This window comes from Singulisphaera acidiphila DSM 18658 (assembly GCF_000242455.2).
Classification (GTDB): domain Bacteria; phylum Planctomycetota; class Planctomycetia; order Isosphaerales; family Isosphaeraceae; genus Singulisphaera; species Singulisphaera acidiphila.
Window position 1 is genome coordinate 24,520 of record NC_019893.1, and the last position, 19,669, is coordinate 44,188.

A 19,669-nucleotide genomic window follows, 5' to 3' on the forward strand; every position below is an offset into this window, starting at 1 on the left:
CTCCTAATCAAGGTTCCTGAACTCGGCGGTCGACAGCAGAGCCTGGCAGCAGATGGCAAGGACCTGACGGCGGAGTTTTTCATCGTCTCCGGCGAGCTGCTTTCCTCGTGTCAAGAACGACGTGGCCATCAACATCTCGTCGTCGGTTGGGATGCGACTGTAGCAGTGGAGGAAGGCACGACGGATCCGCGATTCGTCGTCGCCGGCCTCGCCCATCAGGCGATCGGCCAATGCCTTGGCCCGTGCTTCCATGAACGGGCTGTTCATCAGATAGAGCGCCTGGAGCGGGACGTTTGTGGTCTCGCGATCTCCGGTGACAAGACTCGGTTCGGCGAAGTCAAACAGGTCGAGGACGTCGGGCAAGCGGTCGCGGAGGACAGGCAAGTAGACCGACCGATGCTTTGATGCGTCAAGATCGGCAGGCAAGCGGTTATCCAGCCCGATCAGGGAAATCGGTCGATCACCGATCTCTTTGCCTACGAGTGAGCCAACGCGACGCGAGGTGTCGAGCTCACCCGATACCAAGAGCATGGCGTCGCGTATGACTTCGGCGTCGAGCCGACGCTTGGCGGATCGCCAGAGTAGCCGGTTTTCCGGATCGGCCTCGAATGACTTTTCGTCATAGGTCGACGCTTGGCGATAGGTGCGTGAAAGGACGATTTCCCGGACAAGCTTCTTGACCGACCAGCCGTCGGCAACGAGGCGTACCGCCAGATGATCGAGCAATTCCGGGTGGCTTGGTCGTTGGCCGCTGAAACCGAAGTTGTCGACCGAGCTCACGATCCCCACGCCGAACAAGTGACGCCAGACGCGATTGGTCATCACCCGGGCCGTCAACGGATGGTCCGGGTGGGTCAGCCAGCGTGCCAGTTCAAGCCGTCCGCTCTGATGCGATGAAATCGAGCCGGCGTCTGCGATTGCAACGACCCGAGGGAAACCGCGAGGCACCGGTTTGCCGGGTCGGCCGATCTCGCCACGTTCCAACAACGGCTTATCGCCAATGGTTTCGCGATCGGTCGCACCCATCGCCAAGGGAAGTGCTTGCCCTTTGTCATCGACCTTCTCCAGTTCCCCTTCAATACCTCCCGACCTCCAGAAGATCCGCAATGCGTCGGAGAGGGTGGTCACCTTCTCTTTCTTGAGGGTCGCGAGCTCTTGTTTCAGGCTGGCGACTTTCTCCGGAGTGATCGACGCATGCAAGATCGGTTGACCTGCGCCTCGAGGGAGAACCAAGGGGTCGCCGCCCACCTGGTTTGACGGCGAGATCGCGGTGCCGAAGTAGGTCTTCGTGCTGGCGAAGATTCCAGCCAGGGCATAATAATCCTCCATCGAGAACGGGTCGAGCTTGTGGTCGTGGCAACGTGCGCAGGCCACCGAATTGGCCATCACCCCACGCGTCAAGGCATCGATTTGCTCGTCGACAAGGTCGGCCGCGAACTGGACTTTGTTCGATTCGTCGAGGTTCTTGGTTCCGACCGCGAGGTATCCGGTGGCGATCAACAGGCGGGCTCGCTCGACGTCGCTATCAGCGGGAAGCAAATCGCCGGCGATCTGTTCCACCAAAAAACGGTCGAACGGCAGATCGGCATTCACCGCGTCGATCACGTAGTCACGATAGCGCCAGGCATAGGGAAATGAGATGTTCGCTTCTTTGCCGCTGGATTCAGCGAAGCGGGCCACGTCGAGCCAGTGCCTGCCCCAGCGTTCGCCGTATTGCTTCGAGGCGAGCAATGAATCCACTTCCGCTGCCAATGCTGTCTCGATCCCATCAGTATGGATGCTCTCGAGAAAGTGATGAACCGTCTCAGGCGTGGGGGGGAGACCCACCAGGTCGAAGTGGAGCCGTCGGAGCAAGGTGGCCGGCTCTGCATCCTCCCTCGGAACGAGACCGTGAGAACCCAGTTGTGCCAGGATGAAATGATCGAGGTTGCGCCTGGCCCAGCCGGGATTCTTTGAGGCCGGTGGTTGATGGTCGTCGGGCTTCCGGAACGACCAGAACCGGCGGCCTGACTCGAGGTCTACGGGGGGGCGAATCGCATTGACGGTTCCCTTTTCCCGAGGGTCTGCGGCCCCAGCCTGGATCCATGACTTGATGTCGTTGATGACGGATTCCGGCAGGCGATCCGTCTTGGGCGGCATCTTGAGATCCGGGTCGACGTGGGAAATGGCCCTGAGCAAGAGACTCGCGTCCGGGTCGCCGGGCACGATGGCCGGGCCACTGTCTCCCCCCGCTCGGATCGCCTCCCTGGAATCGAGTAGGAGATTTCCCTTGGACTTACCCGCGTCGACGGAATGGCACTGATAGCAGTGCGCGACGAGGACCGGTCGGATCTTGGCTTCGAAGAAGTCGAGACCCGTGGCGCTGGCGGGCGCCGATCCTTTCTCGGCACCGGCAAGCGGCAACGTCCCGATCAGGAACAGGGAACACCCTATCTGGAAGATTCGCTTCATCAAGGATCGCTCTCGTTTCCGGTGCGTACGCTCGAAATCGACGAGGGCAAGTCGTACCTACGACGATGCTGGTGAACGAAGGATCTCGTTAATGACCCGCCCGTGGACGTCGGTCAGGCGGCGGTCGCTACCATTATGGCGAAACGTCAGGCGCTCGTGATCGATGCCAAGCAAATGGAGGATCGTGGCGTGGAGGTCGTAGCAGTAGGTGGGGTGCCGGGCCTTCCAGGACCACTCGTCGCTCTCGCCGAAAGCTACGCCCCCCTCAATGCCTGCCCCAGTGAGCCAGGAGACGAAGGTGCCGCCGTTATGGTCGCGTCCCAGGCTCCCTTGGCTGAAGGGCATCCGGCCGAACTCGGTGGTCCAGATCACCAGGGTGTCCTCCAGGAGGCCACGGGCCTTGAGATCCTTGACCAACCCAGCGACTGGCTTGTCGGTGCTGAGTGCGATCGATCCGAGGGCCTTGTCGACGTCGTTGTGGTTGTCCCAGTTCCCTGTCGCTCCCCCGGCACCGCTCCAGACCTGGACGAAGCGGACGCCACGTTCAAGCAGGCGTCGCGCGGTGAGGCAATTGCGCCCGAACTCATCAGTGACCTTGTCGTCGAGTCCATAGAGTGCGCGGGTGGCCTGCGACTCACCCGAGAGATTGAGCACTTCGGGCGCACTGAGCTGCATCCGCGCGGCCATCTCGTAAGACGAGAGGCGAGCCTCAAGCCGTGAGTCTCCCGGTGACCGGGTCATGTGGTCGCGATTCAAGGTCTTGAGCAAGGCCCGGCCATCTGCCTCGGCCGTGGGTGTGATGTATCGGGCCGACTCGGGCGGGAACAGGTCGGCGATTGGCACCGGGGCGGTGGCCTTGATGATCGTTCCTTGATGGGCAACGGGCAGGAAGGCCGAGGAGAAGTTGCCGGAATTGTTGTACGGCAGGCCGCGTGAGTCGGGCAGAACGACGAAGGTGGGGAGATTGTCGTTCAGGCTGCCCAGGCCGTACGAGATCCAGGAGCCCATGCTCGGGAACCCGGGCGTGACAAACCCCGTGTTCTGCATGTAGCTGGCCGGGCCGTGGACGTTTGTTTTGGAGGCCATCGACATCAGGAAGGCCAGGTCATCCACGATCGTCGCAACATGCGGGAACACGGAGCTAACCCAGCGGCCGGACTCGCCGTACTGCTTCCAATCCCAGGGGCTCTTGAGGACCTTGCCCGGCACGCTCGTCACGGCCTCGACCCGGCTGCCGGGGTCGAACGTCTGGCCATGGCGTTTGATCAGTTCGGGCTTGTAGTCGAACGTGTCGCACTGGCTGGCGCCACCGTTCATGAAGAGTTGAACGATTCGACGGACCTTGGGCCGATGATGCAAGCCGCCATCAAGCTTGGCCATTGCCTCCGTAGTGCCCGCCAGCAGGCCGTCTTTGCCCAGCATCTGGGCCACTGCGATTCCGCCCAGCCCTCCCCCGAGTCGCCAGAGGAACTCGCGGCGGCCGAGTAGGTCAGGTGAAGAGGTTGCGATGGTCATGGCGGTCCCGATCCTCTAATTCACGAACATGAACTCGTTACTATTCAGGATCAGGCGGCACGCATTGGCCATGCCGTGCTTGGCAGCGTATGCGACGAACGCCTCAGACTCTTCATGGGAGGGCGAGCGGCCGATTGCGAGCTGATAGGCCGCCTCGACCTGGCCGGCGGTGTCGAGGGCGAGCTTGCCGACCCGCTCGGCAAAGTGTTCGCTCTGCCGCACGATGAAGCGGTCGTTCAGCATCGCCAGGGCTTGGAGCGCAGTCACCGACGCGTTTCGCGTCGGGCTGAGCTGCGACGCGTCGGGGCAGTCCATTGAATCCATAAATGGATCGGGGAGTGTACGAAACAGGAACCGATAAACACTCCGCCGGTAGCTCGCCGGGCTGTCGACGTCAAACTGGAGGTAGTTCACCATCGGGGTAACGTGAATGCCGGGGGATTCGACGAACTGGCGCACCGACGGCCCACCCATCGTCAAGTCGAGCTTGCCGGAGATCTGAAGAACCGCGTCGCGCACCGACTCCGCATCGAGTCGCGCACGATTCATCCGCCAAAGCAAGGTATTGTCGGCGTCCAGCTCGGCCGCCCGCGCATCGTGACGGCACGCTTGGCGATAAACGGAACTGGTGAAGATCAGACGGTCCAGCTGCTTGAGTGACCCGCCGCCGTCTCGGAACGTGACAGCCAGCCAGTCGACCAACTCGGGGTGACTTGGCTTCGCTCCCATCTGGCCGAGGTCATTGGGCGAATCGGCCAGGCCTCGGCCGAAATGGTAGTGCCAGACCCGGTTGACGATCGAGCGCCAGGTCAGAACATTCTTCGGGTCGGTGATCCAGCGAGCCAGGGCCGCGCGGCGGCTCCCCTCGTCGTTGAGGTCGGCCAGCGTGAACCGCGCGTCGAGGCCTGGTACGCACGCCAAGGCCCCCGGCGCCGCCGGACGAACCGGGTTATTGATATCGCCCCGCTTCAGGACATGGACCGGCCGGGGAGCCTTCGCTGGAACGAAGCTATGCTCGGGCGTGAAGTCGTGAGCGGCGGCGTAGACCTTTGACACGGGTGGGATCGCGGCGAGCTTCCGCTCCAGTTCCTCGATCACCGCTTTGATCTCGGGGGCGATCGTGTAGTAGTACGCCGTCAGCTCCGCTCGTTCGGCCTCGGTACGGATCGGCGTGGGGGTCGTGAGGATCTTGGCAATCGGGTCCGGCAGCGGCCGGGCCAACGTCGGGTGGGATGTCGTGGCTGCCGAGAGTCTGAGCCGGCCGATCAGGTGGCCGCCGCCGTGCGATTGCTCGAGAGTGAAGGTCAGCTCCGTCTCGCCGTCGATCCCCAGCAGTTCGGAAGTCTCGAAGATCGCCTGGTGGGACTTGCCAACCGCAGGGTGGATTCCCCAAGCCGTCGCCGGGTTGCCGTCGATCGCCTTGGCGATATCCCACCCTTGCTGATCGAAGTCAGCGGCCGGGTTGCGCAAGAGGATCGGCCGAGCGGCCGCCGTGTTTGATACGGGGGCGGCCTTGATCCGGAACTCGGATAGATGGAGGTTGCCGTTATCCTGGCGGCCCGGCCCTTTCTGGGGCAGACTGTCGTCGCTCAGGACCTCGAGGCGAACCGCGGTGATCCCCTTCAAGCCGGACCGCGCCACGATCGTGTAGGTATCGACCTCGGGCCTGGGGCCGCCGAACCGGATCGAGCCATCCGGCTGCTTGTCCGTCGTTGCGCCTCCGGCCGAGGTAAACGTCAAGGGATCGAGCGTTATCCAGGCGATCGACTCGGCAGCGGCCGACTCCCAGGCGGCCTGCCCCGAGGCAAGTGCCGTGCGAATCGCTGGGTCGAGCATCGCATCGACTTCCTCTTTTCGGCTTGATTGAAGGCCCTTCTTCTTCGCGAGCAAGGGTGCGCGGAGGGATTCAGATTTGGGGTCGAGGTCATACGGTCGTTCTGCGCGGTCGACGCCCGCGAAGACCGCCTGAAGGCCGTAATACTCCGCCTGCGAAATCGGGTCAAACTTGTGGTCGTGGCAACGGGCGCAGTGGACTGTGGAGCTGGTGAAAGTGGCCATGGTGGTTGCCACCATGTCGTCGCGGTCGAGGTTTTGAGCGACCTTCTTGTCGAGGGTATCGTCCCGAATGTCGCGCTGAGAACTTTCGTCCCAGGGGCCTGCGGCGATGAAGCCGAGTGCGACAATCGCTTGCGGATCGCCGGGGAATAAGACATCGCCGGCGAGTTGCTCCTGAACGAACCTTGTGTACGGGGTATCATTGTTGAACGACCGGATCAGGTAGTCGCGATAGGGCCAGGCATTGGGCCGAGGGCGGTCCTGGTCGTTTCCGTGGGTTTCGGCGAAGTGGACGACGTCCATCCACCGCCTTGCCCAGCGCTCGCCATAGCGGGGACTCTCCAACAGTCGATCGACCAACCGTTCATAGGCGTCGGCCGCCGGGTCGGCAATGAAAGCGGTGACATCCTCGGGAGTCGGCGGTAGTCCGGTCATGTCGAAAGTCAACCGCCGAATCAGGGTTCTCCGATCCGCTTCGGGCGATGGTGATAGCCCCTTCTCCTCGAGCCTGGCTAGGATGAAATGATCGATCGGCGTCCGCCCCCACCCTTGGTTGATCGGGCGAGGCACGTCGGGTCGGATGAGCGGTTTGAGCGACCAGTGCGTCCCCTGCTCTGCCTGTACCGGAACGTTCGACCTGGAGAACCACTCGGCCCCCTGGTCGATCCAGGCGCGGATCAGGTCGACCTGGCTTGCGTTGAGCCTTGACCCCTTCGGTGGCATAACCTCGTCGGGATCGAGTGCTGCAATGAGTTGGACAAGACGACTCTTCGCCCCTTGGCCGGGAACGATCGCCGGCTCACCCGACTCGCCCCCCCGGATCGCGGCGTCACGGCGATCGAGCCGATAGCCGCTGCGCTGTCTCGCGGGGCCATGGCACTTGGCACAGTGTTCGGCCAGGAGGGGTTCGATCTCACGCTCGAAATCCACCTTGCGGTTGGCCGGCTCGATCGCGTGGGACGTCACGGCCGCAACGCAAAGCGTCAGAAACCCGGCCAGGCGAAGAGATCGTCGCATCGCTACATGACTCGCGATCCGCGTCGATCCGCGGCGGTTGTCCACTCTTCGGATCGGACGCACCCTTGGGATTGAAGCCCAATGATACCTGAGATCCGCTCGACTCGCCCGCATTTTCCAGAATCAGCATTCCCTGGGACCGCGGGCGTCCCGCCCGATTTTCAAATTAATTAATATTATTAATTTTTAATTACACATATTTAATATTGACTTAGAATTCTGTAGTCCCAGGGAATGCCGATTCCAGGTTCACTTCAAGTCTTCTGGGACCGATCGCCCGCCGTGGTTATGGTATTTGAAGGAGTGTCGTTGAGGATCAGCAAAGGAGAGAGGGAGAGGCTCATGCGTGTGGTTTCGGTCAATGTAGGAAGACCGCGTCTTGTCACCTGGCAAGGGAACACGGTCCTCACCGGCATCTTCAAGAACCCCGTGGATGGACCGATTCCTTTGCGTCGCGAAAACCTTGACGGCGACGCTCAAGCGGACCTGAGCGTACACGGTGGGCCGGACAAGGCCGTCTATGCCTATCCATTCGAGCACTACAACGACTGGCAAACGCTGCTTGGCCGCGACCTCCCCTTCGGTGCCTTTGGCGAGAACCTCACAACCGAAGGGCTCCTCGAGGACTCGGTTCATATCGGCGATGAGTTCCGCGTGGGAACAGCCCTCTTGGTCGTCACCCAACCACGGATGCCTTGCTTCAAACTCGGCATCCGGTTCGGCGACCCGACCATGGTCAAGACGTTCCTCAAAATGGGCCGGCCGGGGATCTATTTCGGCGTGCGAGAAGAAGGTGAGATTGGCCCCGGCGATTCGATCCAGCGAGTCAGTCAGGACAAGTCCCAGGTGACGGTCACCGCGATGCTTCAATTGATCCTGAATCGCAACGCGGATTCTGCGCACATTCGCCGACTGCTGAATGTCCCCGCATTGGCCGCCGTCTGGCGAGCGGAGTTCGAGGAACGGCTCCAGCCTTGAGCAGGACCTGGTTGTTCCCAACGGCCAACCCGAGTAAATTCAGGTTTCAGTATGACTGTTGTCAGAGATCAGGGTTGCTGACTCACGAAGAAAAACAAGGTAGAGGGGTGTCGCCATGCTCGAACTCCCCATTCTTCGCGTGGAAGCCCGTATTTCCGCGCGAAGTTGGCTGACCTATGCGAGCCGTGCGGCTTATGGCGTACTTCTGCTCTGGTTCTTCTGGATCTTCCATCGGAACCACGAGGGTTGGCGAACCGGTCGACCTCTCTCCAGCAAGGAACTGGCCGAATTCGCCGTGGCGGCGTTCGAATGGCTGGCTGTGGGCCAGGCATTTCTCGTGCTGATCCTTGTGCCAGGGTTGGTTGCCGAAGCCGTGGCCGAGGAGAGGGTGAGGCAGACTCTCTCCGGTCTCCTCGTGTCTGACCTGTCGAGCGCTGCGATCCTCATCGACAAGCTCGTGGCCAAGATGCTCCGCGTTGGCGTCCTCCTGACCGTGGGGTTACCGATCGCGTTCTTATTGGCTTTGCTCGGGGGCGTTGATCCACGATCCGTCGCTTATGCGTATGGCGGTATGCTCTCGACGGCCGTGTTTTTGGCCACGTTCTCGCTGCTTGTCTCAGTCTATGCTAAGAAGCCGAGGAATGCCGTTCTCTTCGTCTACCTGGTCGAGATTCCGTGGCTCGTGATCCCCTGGGTGGCCAACTTCGCCATGGTGAGAGGGCCACTTTGGTGGGTGAACGACTGGATCTTCCCAACGACCCCCCTTTCGCTTGTCGCTCCGTCAAATATCGCGGCCTGGTCTCGCCAAGGGCCTATCCGCTGGTTTCTCGAGAGAACGCCATTGTTTTCTCCGATGCCTCCGAGTTGGGGAGGAATGGGTCTGGCAGTTCTCGCTGCGCCCCTGGGACAGATGATTGTTTTGCAACTGACCTACGGTGCGGTGTTCTTGCTCTGGGCTTCTGCCCGCCTCCGGCCTGCTGCGCGACGGCTTGCGGATTCCCCGCAACGGCCGCCGACCGTGGACCGGTTTCGAGGGGAGTCCTGGCTTCGGCCACTCTACGGTGACGATCCGATGCTCTGTAAAGAGTGCAATTTCGCCATGTCGGGCTCGGCCCGACTCATCGTCGGGATGGGGGTGTTTGCCCTCGGCCTCCTCGTTCTCTTTAGTCATCAAGCTTTTGCTTATCGCTATTGCTTTGCGCTTGATGAGTACTTCAAGTTTGGTTACGAAATCGGCAGGTATGGCAGAGGTGGGCTCGCACGAGCAGGGTTTCTGAGCCTGTTGAACGGCTACGCCATTCTCTTCTATATCGTTGCACTGACGGCAGTTGCGGTTGATTCGGCAACCGGCGTGACGGGCGAAAAAGAGGCCGGGACCTGGGACGGATTGATTGGCACAGCACTGGAGCACACCGAGATCATTCGGGCGAAGGTGCTCGGAGCGCTTGTCCGGCAACGTACCCTCCTCGTTTTAGTGCCCGCCCCCTGGCTCTTCGGAACCGCATTTGGGGCGTTACATCCTGTTGGCTTGCTCCTGGCGATGACGGGCCTGATGGCGTTTCTCACCTTTGCCTCAACGCTGGGAACCTTGTTCTCGCTTCGATCGAAATCCTCGGGCCGGGCCCTGACTCTGACGTTTGGCGTCCTTCTCGTCCTGAACCTCGGGACTTTGTTCGCCAGCGGTCTTCTGATGGGCTCAAGCCAGTCCGCTGCCCTGCTTGGCAACACGCCCTTTCTTTTGAACTTCTTGCCTATTTCGACGCTGCTTATGACGACGATCGTTGCCCAGCCCGGCAAGGGGGCGCTCTTACTGGGCCTGCTGTCAGCTTATGTCACGGCCTATGCGGCTACCGCCTGGATCCTTTACCGGGCGGCGAACCGCCTGGAAGCGAGGAACCCCAACCGACCAAACTGATCTTGTGGGAGGGGACCGATCGGATATGGTAGCGGTGCGCCAATAGAGACTCTTGTTAGGAACGCTTTGGCCGGCTGATCGGGTGCCTCGTTCAGGAGGAATAGGGGAAAGGCCGGTGCCATGGAGGGACCGATGGATGAGCAACCTGATGGTGTTGTCCTCAGCAATGCGAATGATGGACAGGCGACGAAGCCGTGCCATCTCGTCATCACCGTGCATGGCATTCGGACCTACGGTGACTGGCAAGCGGACCTAAAGGACCTGCTGGAAGAGGCGGAGCCGGGCATCACCGTTCTGAACTATCAGTTCGGCTATTTCTCCTCGCTCGCCTTCCTGGTTCCTCCGCTTCGCTGGCTGGTGGCCTGGAGGTTCCGCAAGTTCTTCGCGCATGCGATCGCGTCGGTTCCCGCCGGATCGCGAATCGACCTGGTAGCCCACAGCTTTGGAACCTACCTGGCGGCCTCGGCCGTGCCGCACGTTCCGAAGAGTCACCGGCTCCATACGATCATCCTCGCTGGCAGCGTGCTCCGACCGTCGTTCCCTTGGTATCGCTATCAGCAGGCAGGCTGCCTCCGCCGCGTGGTGAACGAGTGCGGTTGGGACGACACGGTCCTTGTGCTCTGCCAATCGGCCGCCTTGATGATGGGCATGGCCGGACGCGTCGGTTTTCAAGGGATGGTCGGCGGCCAATTCCTCAATCGGTACTACCGGTTCGGGCATGGCGGCTACTTCGATCGCGAACACAAGTTGATGCGAGAGAACTGGCTGCCGATCCTGACGACCGAGGCGCCGATTCCGGCGATCGATCATCGGCCCAAGCTGACCCACCTGGGAGGGGCCAGGCTCTTCTTGATGAACAACCTCCAGTTCATCAAGGTGGCGGCCTTCGCCGCGTTCGTGCTGGCGATCGTCTTGATCCCGGTCGACTGGATGCGGAAGGCCGACTACCAGAAGCGGGTCGAGCGGTTCGCTCACATTGCGCGGCTAGCGAATGCCGTGGAGATCCCAGGCCGCGACCCCAGCCACGTTCGCGATCTGCTCCGCGTCGACGTGAAGGCAGGGGGCAGTGAGCGGTCAATCGATCACATCATCGGCACGGAGACCTCCCCCGGTGGCGACGACCTTGCCGACGGCGTCCTCGCTGAGGACGATATCGCACCGCGCTGGTGGGAGCGAATTCCAGGTTTTCACGACAACACCCGCGAGGCCTTCCGCGCCCGGCAACTGCACGCGCGGGCCAACTTCCAACTGGCAGCCGGTAAGCGGGGGAACACCACCGACCTCTCCAAAGCACGGCTGCTCTACGAGGATGCCATCCGCTGTTACCGGCGGGTGATTCTCGACGACCCGGCCAACGGGTCCTATGCCCTCTGCTTGATAGACTACGGCCTCCTCCTGGAAAAGATGGGATACCCCCAACTGGCGGCCGAGCAATTCCGGAAGGTTCGCGAAGACGTCTTCCCCAGGGATGCCAAGGGGGAGAGCTCGACCATGCCACGGTCACTTGTGATCGACTCGCTTGGCTATGAAGCCGCGGCGCTTCGGTCGCTCGAGAAATGGGATGAGTCCACCGACCGTTTACTCCAGGCCGTGCGTGAAGCCAAGGGCGAAGACTCGTTGCTCTCGTTCGTCTACAACGAACTCGCCTGGCATCGAATGGAACGCCTTGATGTAGCCAAGGCCCGCGAGGCGTTCCTCAAGGCCAAGGCCTCATGCGAGGCACTGGTCGAGAACGGTCAGTTCGTGTTCAAGACACGGCTTTATCACATCCGCCATGGCCTGGCGATGGCCGAGCGGCTCTGCGGACGTCCCGACGAAGCCTACGGCCAATACGACCAGCTCGTCAAAGAACTCCAGGAGCTGATGCGGAACGACCTCGACTTCAACCCGAAGGAGCGGCGCGACCTTCGCACCCGGCTCGTCAACAGCATGGAGCGGCGTGCTGACGTCCGGTTCTTCTCTCGGAGAACGCCGACCTTCTTCCAGGAAGTCACTCCGGAACGCTATCTGGGCCTGCTCGCGAAGGTCGAGCAGGACTACCAGGAGGCGATCGAGCAGGTCGCCAATGATGACCTCAGCTCGAAGATTCAACTTCTTTACAAGAAGGTGATCGTGCGCTGTCTGGCCGAGATGGGCCGGAACTCCGTGGATCAGACTCGAGCCAAGGACCCGCTCGATCGGCCCGTACTCGCGCCGATCGACATCGAGTTCGCTGAATCCGAGCGCACCTACAACGCCCTGCCCCCCGAACGCAGGAAGACCCTGAAGTTCTACCACGAGATCGCCGTGGCCTGCATGGACCTGCACAAGGTTCCTGACCGCGATGCGTATCTGACAGTCGACGGCGCCGATCCCGGGACGTCGAGAACTCGCCGCTACGCCCCTCGGTCGATCGAAGAGCTCCGAGCGCTGACCACTCGGTATGGCGCGCAATGCGAAACCCTCAATCGCGAACGCGTCGAGATGCTACTCGTGGCCCTGGAGGTCTTGCTTGAAGTCGGAGTCGAGACCAACGACCCGAAGAGTTCTCAGGATGCGTCACAGATGATGGCGGTCCTCGGCGCCACGACCAAGGTGGCCTCCCACGACGAGCTGCGCGCCTACGTCAACCGGTTCAATCGGATCGCAGCCAGCAAGCTTGTCTCCCAGGAAGAGTTGACCGCATCGCGTTCCCACCCCCGTATTGAGGCCAAGCGGGTCGCCCACGATCCGGCCTTGCCCATCACGCCTGGGGGTCGTCTTCTCTTCTATCTCCAGCTCTCTCCAACCCGATCGCTAACGCTAACCGAAGCCGCCGAGAGCACGCCTCCACCGGCTCCGATAGCAGAGTCGTTGATCACCAAGCCACAAACCGACAAACCCAGGTCGGACCACGAAGACGAGCTCGCACCCAGGACCGCCATGAAGCGGCCACTGGATCAGCCTTGATGAGCTTAGACTCATTCGCTTAAGAGCTTGTCCGGGGCTTCCCCCCCTCTCGCTCGGCGGAGCTCGATCTCTGGACAAGAGAAATTTCGGGGCCATCACCGCCTGCCCATGGCGGTCGGCCCCGGGGCACCCAGGGGCTTTGAAAAGCTTCAGGACCGATCGTCGGTAATCGGCTCAAAAGCCCCTCAAATTAAGAATGCATTCGCTCAATACGGCCTCCGTCTCATTTTCTGGCATACGCGCTGCGTTAGCATCACTCCCAGTCGCCAACTTCCCCGGGCGAACCGACCCCAAGCTGAGTCGCATAGGCGTCTCAAACTCATGTGGTACAAGAGCTTGGGTGTCAAGAATTCGTCCTTGTCGGACGAAGGCCAGCGGGAAACTGGTGTGAAGCTCTCCTCCGTTGTTGCCTTTTATTTAGACGAGGATGCCCGTGAAACGTGCAACCCCCTTCCCCTTCCTGATGCTGGTGGCTTTGGCCATCGCCGCTTTGGTCGTGAAGCCCGCGCACAAGCCGACTCCTGTGGGAGAGGCGATCAATTCCGGGGACGTGGCATGGATGCTCACCGCCGCCGCCCTCGTGCTTCTCATGACGCCGGGGCTCTCGTTCTTTTACGGCGGCATGGTCGGATTCAAAAATGTCGTTTCGACCATGCTGCAAAGTGTTGTCGCGCTCGGGGTCATTAGCCTTCTCTGGGTTCTCGTTGGTTTCAGTCTCGCTTTTGGAGACAGCATTGGAGGCTTCGTCGGAAACCCGATGACGTTCTTCATGTTCGATGGCGTCGGCGAACTGACCCATCCTGATCTCGCGCCGACGATCCCTCTGGTGATGTTCGCCCTCTTCCAGTTGAAGTTCGCGATCATCACGCCGGCCCTCATCACAGGGTCGTTCGCCGAGCGGGTGCGGTTCTCGTCTTACTTGCTGTTCATGGTCTTGTTCAGCCTGCTCATCTACTGCCCCCTGGCCCACATGACCTGGCATCCGGACGGCTTCTTCCGCAAGATGGGAGTCCTCGACTTCGCAGGCGGAACGGTCGTTCATATGTCGGCTGGTTTTGCGGCTCTGGCCGGTGCCTTGGTGCTCGGTCGGCGCAAAAGCCACCTGGCCAATGAGGCCCATTCCCCGGCGAACGTTCCGTTCGTGCTCCTCGGAACCGGCATGCTCTGGTTCGGCTGGTTCGGCTTCAACGCCGGGTCGGCGCTGGCCGCCAACGGGGCGGCCACCATGGCTTTTGGAACGACCAACACGGCGTCGGCCGCGGCCATGCTGGGCTGGATGTTCTTCGACTGGATGCGGGGCCATAAGCCGTCCGCCCTCGGTGCCTGCATCGGTGCCGTCGTCGGACTCGTCGCGATCACGCCCGCGGCAGGATTCGTGACGATTCGCGAGAGCATCATCATCGGTCTGGCCGCCAGCGTGATCAGCAACCTGGCCGTGAACCTGAGAACGAAGTCGACCCTTGATGACACACTCGACGTCTTCCCCTGCCACGGCGTGGGCGGGATGGTCGGCATGGTCGCAACCGGCATCTTCGCCGCCAATGTCGGACTGACCTCGGGCCTAACGAAGACGTTCTTCAATCACCTCATCGCGTTGGTCATCGTGGCTGCCTTCTCGTTCATCGGCTCGCTCATTCTCTACAAGGTCACCGACCTCATCATCCCGCTCCGGGTCACCCAGGAGCAGGAAGACGAAGGACTCGACCTCAGCCAGCACGGCGAGACGGCCCTTGGTGCTGAACTCCTCGGTGGCGCCCATGCCAACGGGCAAGCTCATGTCGAAATGGCAGTCGGCAGCGGAGTCTAGTCTTATCGCCTAACCGTGGTCGACAACACAAATCCGAGCGGTGTCACCCATGACACCGCTCGGATTTCGTCATTTCTCGGACACATTTTTTTAAAAAAATCGTTAATCGATATTTTTTTTCTGCATACACACGGTCAACGGCATCTCACCATTTCCGTTTTTTCGCCTTGGTCTTACGCTCTTGAGTTTCGGTCTGCTTTTCAATGATGATCCCATAACCCCGAAGTCTGTTGCGTTCGGTGGCCGTCAATTTCTTCGGGTCGATAGCGATCAATGTGTTGTTGAGGCGTTCGGCCTGGCGCTTCAACGCGGACATGACACGATCGGCCGTCTCTTGGTCGGGACAGCGCACCACGGTCAAGGTCGAGGTGGAAACCCGACGCACCCAGTTCGACCATTCCTCGACTTCCCGCAGAACGTTCGCCGGCACTTCGTTGCTGGCATGGCGTTGGAGCCGGCTGACGATCTCCGCGGGCTTGAGGCCGAGGCTCACCGCCTTGACGACCGAGTCGCGGGTGATCTTCAGAATCAACGCGCCTTGGCCACTCCCCGTTGCGGCTCGCTCGCAGAATGGGGCCAGTTCAGCGGCAGGAGCAGGATTCATGCCGATCACGATCACGCTGAAATCAGGCTGAACCACAACCCGGGCCGCGACTCCCGAGGTGGGTGCCCAGTCCTCAGAGGCGATCTTGCGGTTGAAATAGGCGTCATAGCGGGGCTCACGGGCGATGCAGATTCGATCTTCTTCGTCGATCGCCACCTGGACGCAGCCGAGCGGAATCAGTCGCCTGCGCATGAACGTATCGATCAAATGCCGGCCGGCTTCCTCACGGGGCTCCTCCTGTGAGAGAACCAGCCGAGTCTGCCAGTAGACCGCAACCTGGTCCGGGGAAAGCCCTCGATTTAAGGGATTGTGGTTGCGGTCGACAAGATGGGATTCGATGCTGTCCAGCCGATAGAAGACCTCCGGCTTCAACACGGCAAACGCTTCGTCGAGGGACGTCCGCAACGCTTTATGGTCATCCGGATTGGCGTTCCAGTAGTACGGTGTGTGTTTCCCCCTCTCAAGGCGCAGGACCGTCACATGCTCTCCGAGGAAGCGCACGTCGCCGGCCCCCAGGTTGCCGTACGGGTCAAAGCCTGAGTAGAACATTCCCAGGTGGCGAGCAAACATCGAGTCTCGCTCAACCTTGGCACTCAAGAGGTTGTAGATTCCCTTGTACTGATCTTCAAGTTCACTGGACAGCCACTCGTGTCCTTTGGAATTGAGTAAGCGCTCGAGATTCCCAGAGGGGGGGGGACCGCGATTGGCACTCCCGTCACTCCGCGCATCGGACCGCCCTTGGATCACTTCCGCTTGCGACGATCCGCTCGTTTTGCGTCGCGACGCCGTGCCCGTTCACGTGATTCCTCCAGGCGATGCGTCAGTACGTGTCCCGGATGGTTCCGAGCCCACCGATCGGGCAAGAGGTCCTCGACTCGTTCCGGGGCCACGCTCAGCGTCATCAGTACGTCCTTGACGTAGGCCCACGGCTCCAGGCGATGACGCTTCGCTCCTGCCATGATCGTGCTCAACACCGCCGCTCGCGGTCCCGCATCCACATTCCCCAGGAACAACCAATTCTTCCGGCCGATGGCTTGGTCGCGGAGGCGACGCTCCGCCACGTTGTTGTCGATCGTCAGCCGGCCGTCCTCGGTGTAGCGGCACAACGCCTTCCACTGATTCCGCGCATAGGTCAGAGCCTGGCCCAACGCCGATTTCGGCAGCGACTGGTCCGCAAGCCGATCGAGGTCCCCTCGAAGCCGTTCCAGGATCGGCACCGCTTCTTGCGCACGCAGGGCCTGTCTCGCCTCAACGGACAACCCTCGGACGCGATCCTCCACGTCGTATAACCGGCGGATCGCTTCCAGGATCAAACCCGCGTTCCCCGGCGACGACGACCGCGCATCGTAGAACTTGCGGCGGGCGTGCGCCCAACAAGCGACTTCGTGGATCGCCGAAGGCGACCCGAGATAGAGCCCGTCATATCCAGCATATGCGTCAGCCTGGAGATAACCCACGAAGCCGGCCAGGAACGTCGCCGGCCCGTCGCGTTTGCGACTCGCCGTATGGTCGTACACGTCGTAGGAATGATCCTCGTCCCCATGATAGAGCCAGAACCGTGTCGTCAGGCTCCCGGGAGCCTCGCCGCCCAGCGCCTTGACGGGGGTGTCATCGGTCCAGATCACCGGAGATTGGAGCACGAGTTGCTTTTGGAGGTCGTAGAGCGGCCCCATCAACTCGGCGGCCTTGCGGACCCAATCGCACAGCGTCGCACGCGGCAGGTGCAAACCGTAGCGAACCGCGATGCCCTCGAAGCGGTACAGGGTCAAGTGATCGATAAACTTGGAAATCAGCAATTGCGAAAGCAGGCCCGCTCCCGCGATGCACCCCGGGAGCGGTCGCTCCGGTCCGTCGGGGCTTTTCACTCCGTCGTGGCAGTGCGAGCACGCGTACTTGGGGAGGACGTGGACCCGAACCTCCAGGCGAGCCGGGATGAATTCGAGCTCACGCCGCTCGTCTTCGCCGATGCGTGCCTTGGACCGGCCGCAGCATGAGCAAGTCTTGTCCGCCTCGGGCACGTCATGTTCGATGCGGACGTGGGGCAGGCGGCTGAAATCCAGCGTCCGCGATGGCCGGGACTTCCTCGGAGCGGCCGGCATCGGGGCCTCCGGTTCGGCCTCGGGAGCCACCTCGAGGTCCTCGCCGAACGCGAAGAGATGACCTTGTCCAGGATCGTCGCATCGTTCGCTGCGTCGCCCGTAGACATAGCGGCGGTACCGCTCCAACTCCTGGCGCAGGCGGTCGTTCTCTTGCGTCAACTCCTCATTGGCCCTGCTGGTGGCTTGATCGAGTGCGGCGAGCAGGTCCTGGATCCGTTGCTGCCTCGCGTCGCCGGGAGGGCCGCATCGCCGGAGACTGGCGGCGACGCGGGGCCGGATTGGGCATTTCGACCGAGAGGATTAATCATTAATTGGATTATCGCATACTTACCTCTGATTTCAAGTGGTTTTCCCGGGATTTTCCCTGTTTTTCTCAGTCCTCCGGTATCGTTTTCGTTGCTGGGCGTTCCCCAGGTCGATGCCGCCCAGGAGCATGGCGAGTTGGGCGGACCGGAGTTCGATCGGGGCGTCGGAGGAGGGCCGGAGGGGGACCTGGAACGAGCCGGCTTCGAGGCGATAGTACCAGATCGCCAGGCCATCGACATTCCAGTAGAGGATCTTGATGCGATCACGTCGGCGATTCAGGAAGAGGAAGAGATGGCCGGAGAGGAGTTCCTCCTGAGGGAAGGCTTGGCTGACGATTCCCGAGAGCCCGTCAAAGCTTTTTCTGAGGTCAACGGAGTCGGCGTGAAGGAGGATCCGCACGGTGTGTGGGACGCTCAACATGAGGCGTGCTCCATCCTCGCCGCGACGCGGGCGACGGTCTCGACGACCCGGCAGACGAGTTCACCGCCCGCGGCGATGGGCAGGAGGATTCGTCCGCCGTCGGGGAGTCGGATGGTGAGGAATTCAGGGGAATCGCCGGATCGCGACTCGGGGGCGGCGGCGAGGATGACCGGCACGAATGCCGGTTCGCGAGCCGGAGCGGGGACAGGGCAAGGCGAATCCGAGGCGAGGCGTCGCTTCCAGGCGTGGAAAGACGCGGTTGAGATCCCTTGGCCTTGGCAGAACTGGCCGATGGTGAGACCGCTGTCGGACTGCTGTTGCAGTCGCCGACGCCAGAGGACTGGGAGGGCAGGATTGGCGGCACGTGGCATCGTCTGACTCCGGAGGACGAACAAAATGGTCCGTCTTCCAGGCTATCAGGCGGCACAAGACTGGCTATTTCGAACGCTTACGGAATTGAGGCAGAGCCGGATCTGCTTCCCATCGGTAACTTCCTTGACCAATTGGAGTGCCCTGGCCCAGGCGATCGACTGGTGCACCCGCGATTCGTTGGACCATTTCAAAACGTCGAGCAGCCAGGCCGCCAAGGGTTCTTGAACAGTCTGGAATCGTTCGATTTCCTTGGTGAACAACGCCTGGTCTTGGCGGACGCGGGGTGGCTCACTCGCTATCTCCAGGAGGATGGCGCGAAGGTCGTTGACGATCACACTTCCGCTCGGCCCAACCTCCTTGGGGCGTTCGCAAACCAGAAGTGGCGGACGTTCGTACGGCTGGTTGACGCGGATCAGTTGCTCGCGAACCGAGGGAAGCAGCCCGACGAGAATCTCCCACGTTTTGGGTTGAAGATCTTCGACGAGTACCAAGCGGGCGATCAGCTTGTCCACAATTTCACGGACCTTCGCGGGATCGCTTCCCCCGATCCGATTCGGCAATTCAGCCAACGGCACCGGCCCCTCGGCCTGCCGGATCAAGTCGAGAATCTTTTCAGCCAAAGGTTCCTTGAGGGATGAGGCGACCCAGAACGGCCAGCGATGGTGAATTACATACAACTTGATAATTTCGTCAAGATAATAGCCGTCAAGGATTTGCTGATTTCGAAGTACCGTGGAGAGAACCGCCGTGAGCGTGGCACCATCAAAGGCATAATTGATATATTTTCGAAACTCGCTCGAATTTCCAGCAACCAGGAGATGATACCGTTGCATCGCACGGAGGCGCGTGGCGAAGTCATTGATTCCATCGCCTGCGATCACACTGTCGCTGAATGCCTTAGACTTGGCGGCAACAACTTCGACGAACCCGGCAGCCGTCAGCTCCTCCAAAATCGGCGTGGGAAACCTATTGGCCGACACACCGGGCGCATTGGATTTAGCCGATGGTTTCTTGGGAGGGCTTTTGATCGCGTGGAGAAAAAAATGTCGGGCCTGGACTGACAACGCATGCCACTTGGCATCCCAGACCTCCAGATTTTCACGGCGGTAGGCTTTTTCAAAGAAGTCGCGAGACTCCTTTTCTTTCGACCTCACCCGGTATCCGTAGCTCATCTTCGCCCCCTCAATCGCCCCTCACCTCAT

11 protein-coding genes and 1 pseudogene are annotated in these 19,669 nt (G+C 61.1%); 4 read left to right on the forward strand and 8 right to left on the reverse strand.

Annotated elements, in window-relative coordinates; translation table 11 throughout:
- Positions 1-3: 3 nt before the first annotated feature.
- The 3 genes from SINAC_RS37210 to SINAC_RS37220 are packed head-to-tail and all read right to left on the reverse strand — an operon-like array spanning position 4 to position 7,038.
- Complete coding sequence (locus SINAC_RS37210; protein ID WP_015250681.1) at positions 4-2,451, reverse strand: PSD1 and planctomycete cytochrome C domain-containing protein; 2,448 nt, start codon at positions 2,449-2,451, stop codon at positions 4-6.
- Positions 2,452-2,508: 57 nt separating this feature from the next.
- Entirely contained in the window at positions 2,509-3,966 is a 1,458-nt protein-coding gene (locus tag SINAC_RS37215; RefSeq protein ID WP_015250682.1) for a DUF1501 domain-containing protein, read from the reverse strand.
- Positions 3,967-3,981: 15 nt separating this feature from the next.
- Positions 3,982-7,038 carry a PSD1 and planctomycete cytochrome C domain-containing protein gene (locus SINAC_RS37220; protein ID WP_015250683.1) on the reverse strand — a complete coding sequence of 1,019 codons (3,057 nt, stop codon included), beginning with the start codon at positions 7,036-7,038 and terminating at the stop codon, positions 3,982-3,984.
- 342 nt (positions 7,039-7,380) lie between these two features.
- Here SINAC_RS37220 and SINAC_RS37225 point away from each other — a divergent pair, with 342 nt between their 5' ends.
- The 4 genes from SINAC_RS37225 to SINAC_RS37240 all read left to right on the forward strand — a co-directional run bounded on the left by SINAC_RS37225 (position 7,381) and on the right by SINAC_RS37240 (position 14,666).
- A complete protein-coding gene (locus tag SINAC_RS37225) occupies positions 7,381-8,016 on the forward strand; it encodes an MOSC domain-containing protein (RefSeq protein WP_015250684.1) in 636 nt (211 codons plus the stop codon).
- Between the two features lie 115 nt (positions 8,017-8,131).
- On the forward strand, positions 8,132-9,931 hold the full coding sequence (locus SINAC_RS37230; protein WP_015250685.1) for an ABC-2 transporter permease: 1,800 nt from the start codon (positions 8,132-8,134) through the stop codon (positions 9,929-9,931).
- Positions 9,932-10,063: 132 nt separating this feature from the next.
- Positions 10,064-12,859: a hypothetical protein gene (locus SINAC_RS37235; protein ID WP_015250686.1), complete on the forward strand. Its 2,796-nt coding sequence runs from the start codon at positions 10,064-10,066 to the stop codon at positions 12,857-12,859.
- Positions 12,860-13,286: 427 nt separating this feature from the next.
- Complete coding sequence (locus SINAC_RS37240) at positions 13,287-14,666, forward strand: ammonium transporter (RefSeq protein WP_020465444.1); 1,380 nt, start codon at positions 13,287-13,289, stop codon at positions 14,664-14,666.
- 145 nt (positions 14,667-14,811) lie between these two features.
- Here SINAC_RS37240 and SINAC_RS37245 read toward each other — a convergent pair whose 3' ends face one another.
- From SINAC_RS37245 to SINAC_RS37265, 5 genes and pseudogenes are all read right to left on the reverse strand, one after another.
- Positions 14,812-15,840 (reverse strand): helicase-associated domain-containing protein, encoded by a 1,029-nt coding sequence (locus tag SINAC_RS37245; protein WP_157579526.1) that lies wholly within the window; start codon positions 15,838-15,840, stop codon positions 14,812-14,814.
- A 173-nt stretch (positions 15,841-16,013) separates the two neighbouring features.
- Positions 16,014-17,677: pseudogene (tnpC, locus tag SINAC_RS37250) on the reverse strand (IS66 family transposase).
- Between the two features lie 31 nt (positions 17,678-17,708).
- On the reverse strand, positions 17,709-18,095 hold the full coding sequence (gene tnpB, locus SINAC_RS37255) for an IS66 family insertion sequence element accessory protein TnpB (protein ID WP_015244205.1): 387 nt from the start codon (positions 18,093-18,095) through the stop codon (positions 17,709-17,711).
- Positions 18,089-18,466 (reverse strand): IS66 family insertion sequence element accessory protein TnpA, encoded by a 378-nt coding sequence (gene tnpA / locus SINAC_RS38385; protein WP_015248052.1) that lies wholly within the window; start codon positions 18,464-18,466, stop codon positions 18,089-18,091. Before tnpA ends, tnpB begins: the two co-directional genes overlap by 7 nt.
- Positions 18,467-18,511: 45 nt before the next feature.
- Positions 18,512-19,639 (reverse strand): hypothetical protein, encoded by a 1,128-nt coding sequence (locus SINAC_RS37265; RefSeq protein ID WP_015250690.1) that lies wholly within the window; start codon positions 19,637-19,639, stop codon positions 18,512-18,514.
- Positions 19,640-19,669 lie beyond the last annotated feature (30 nt).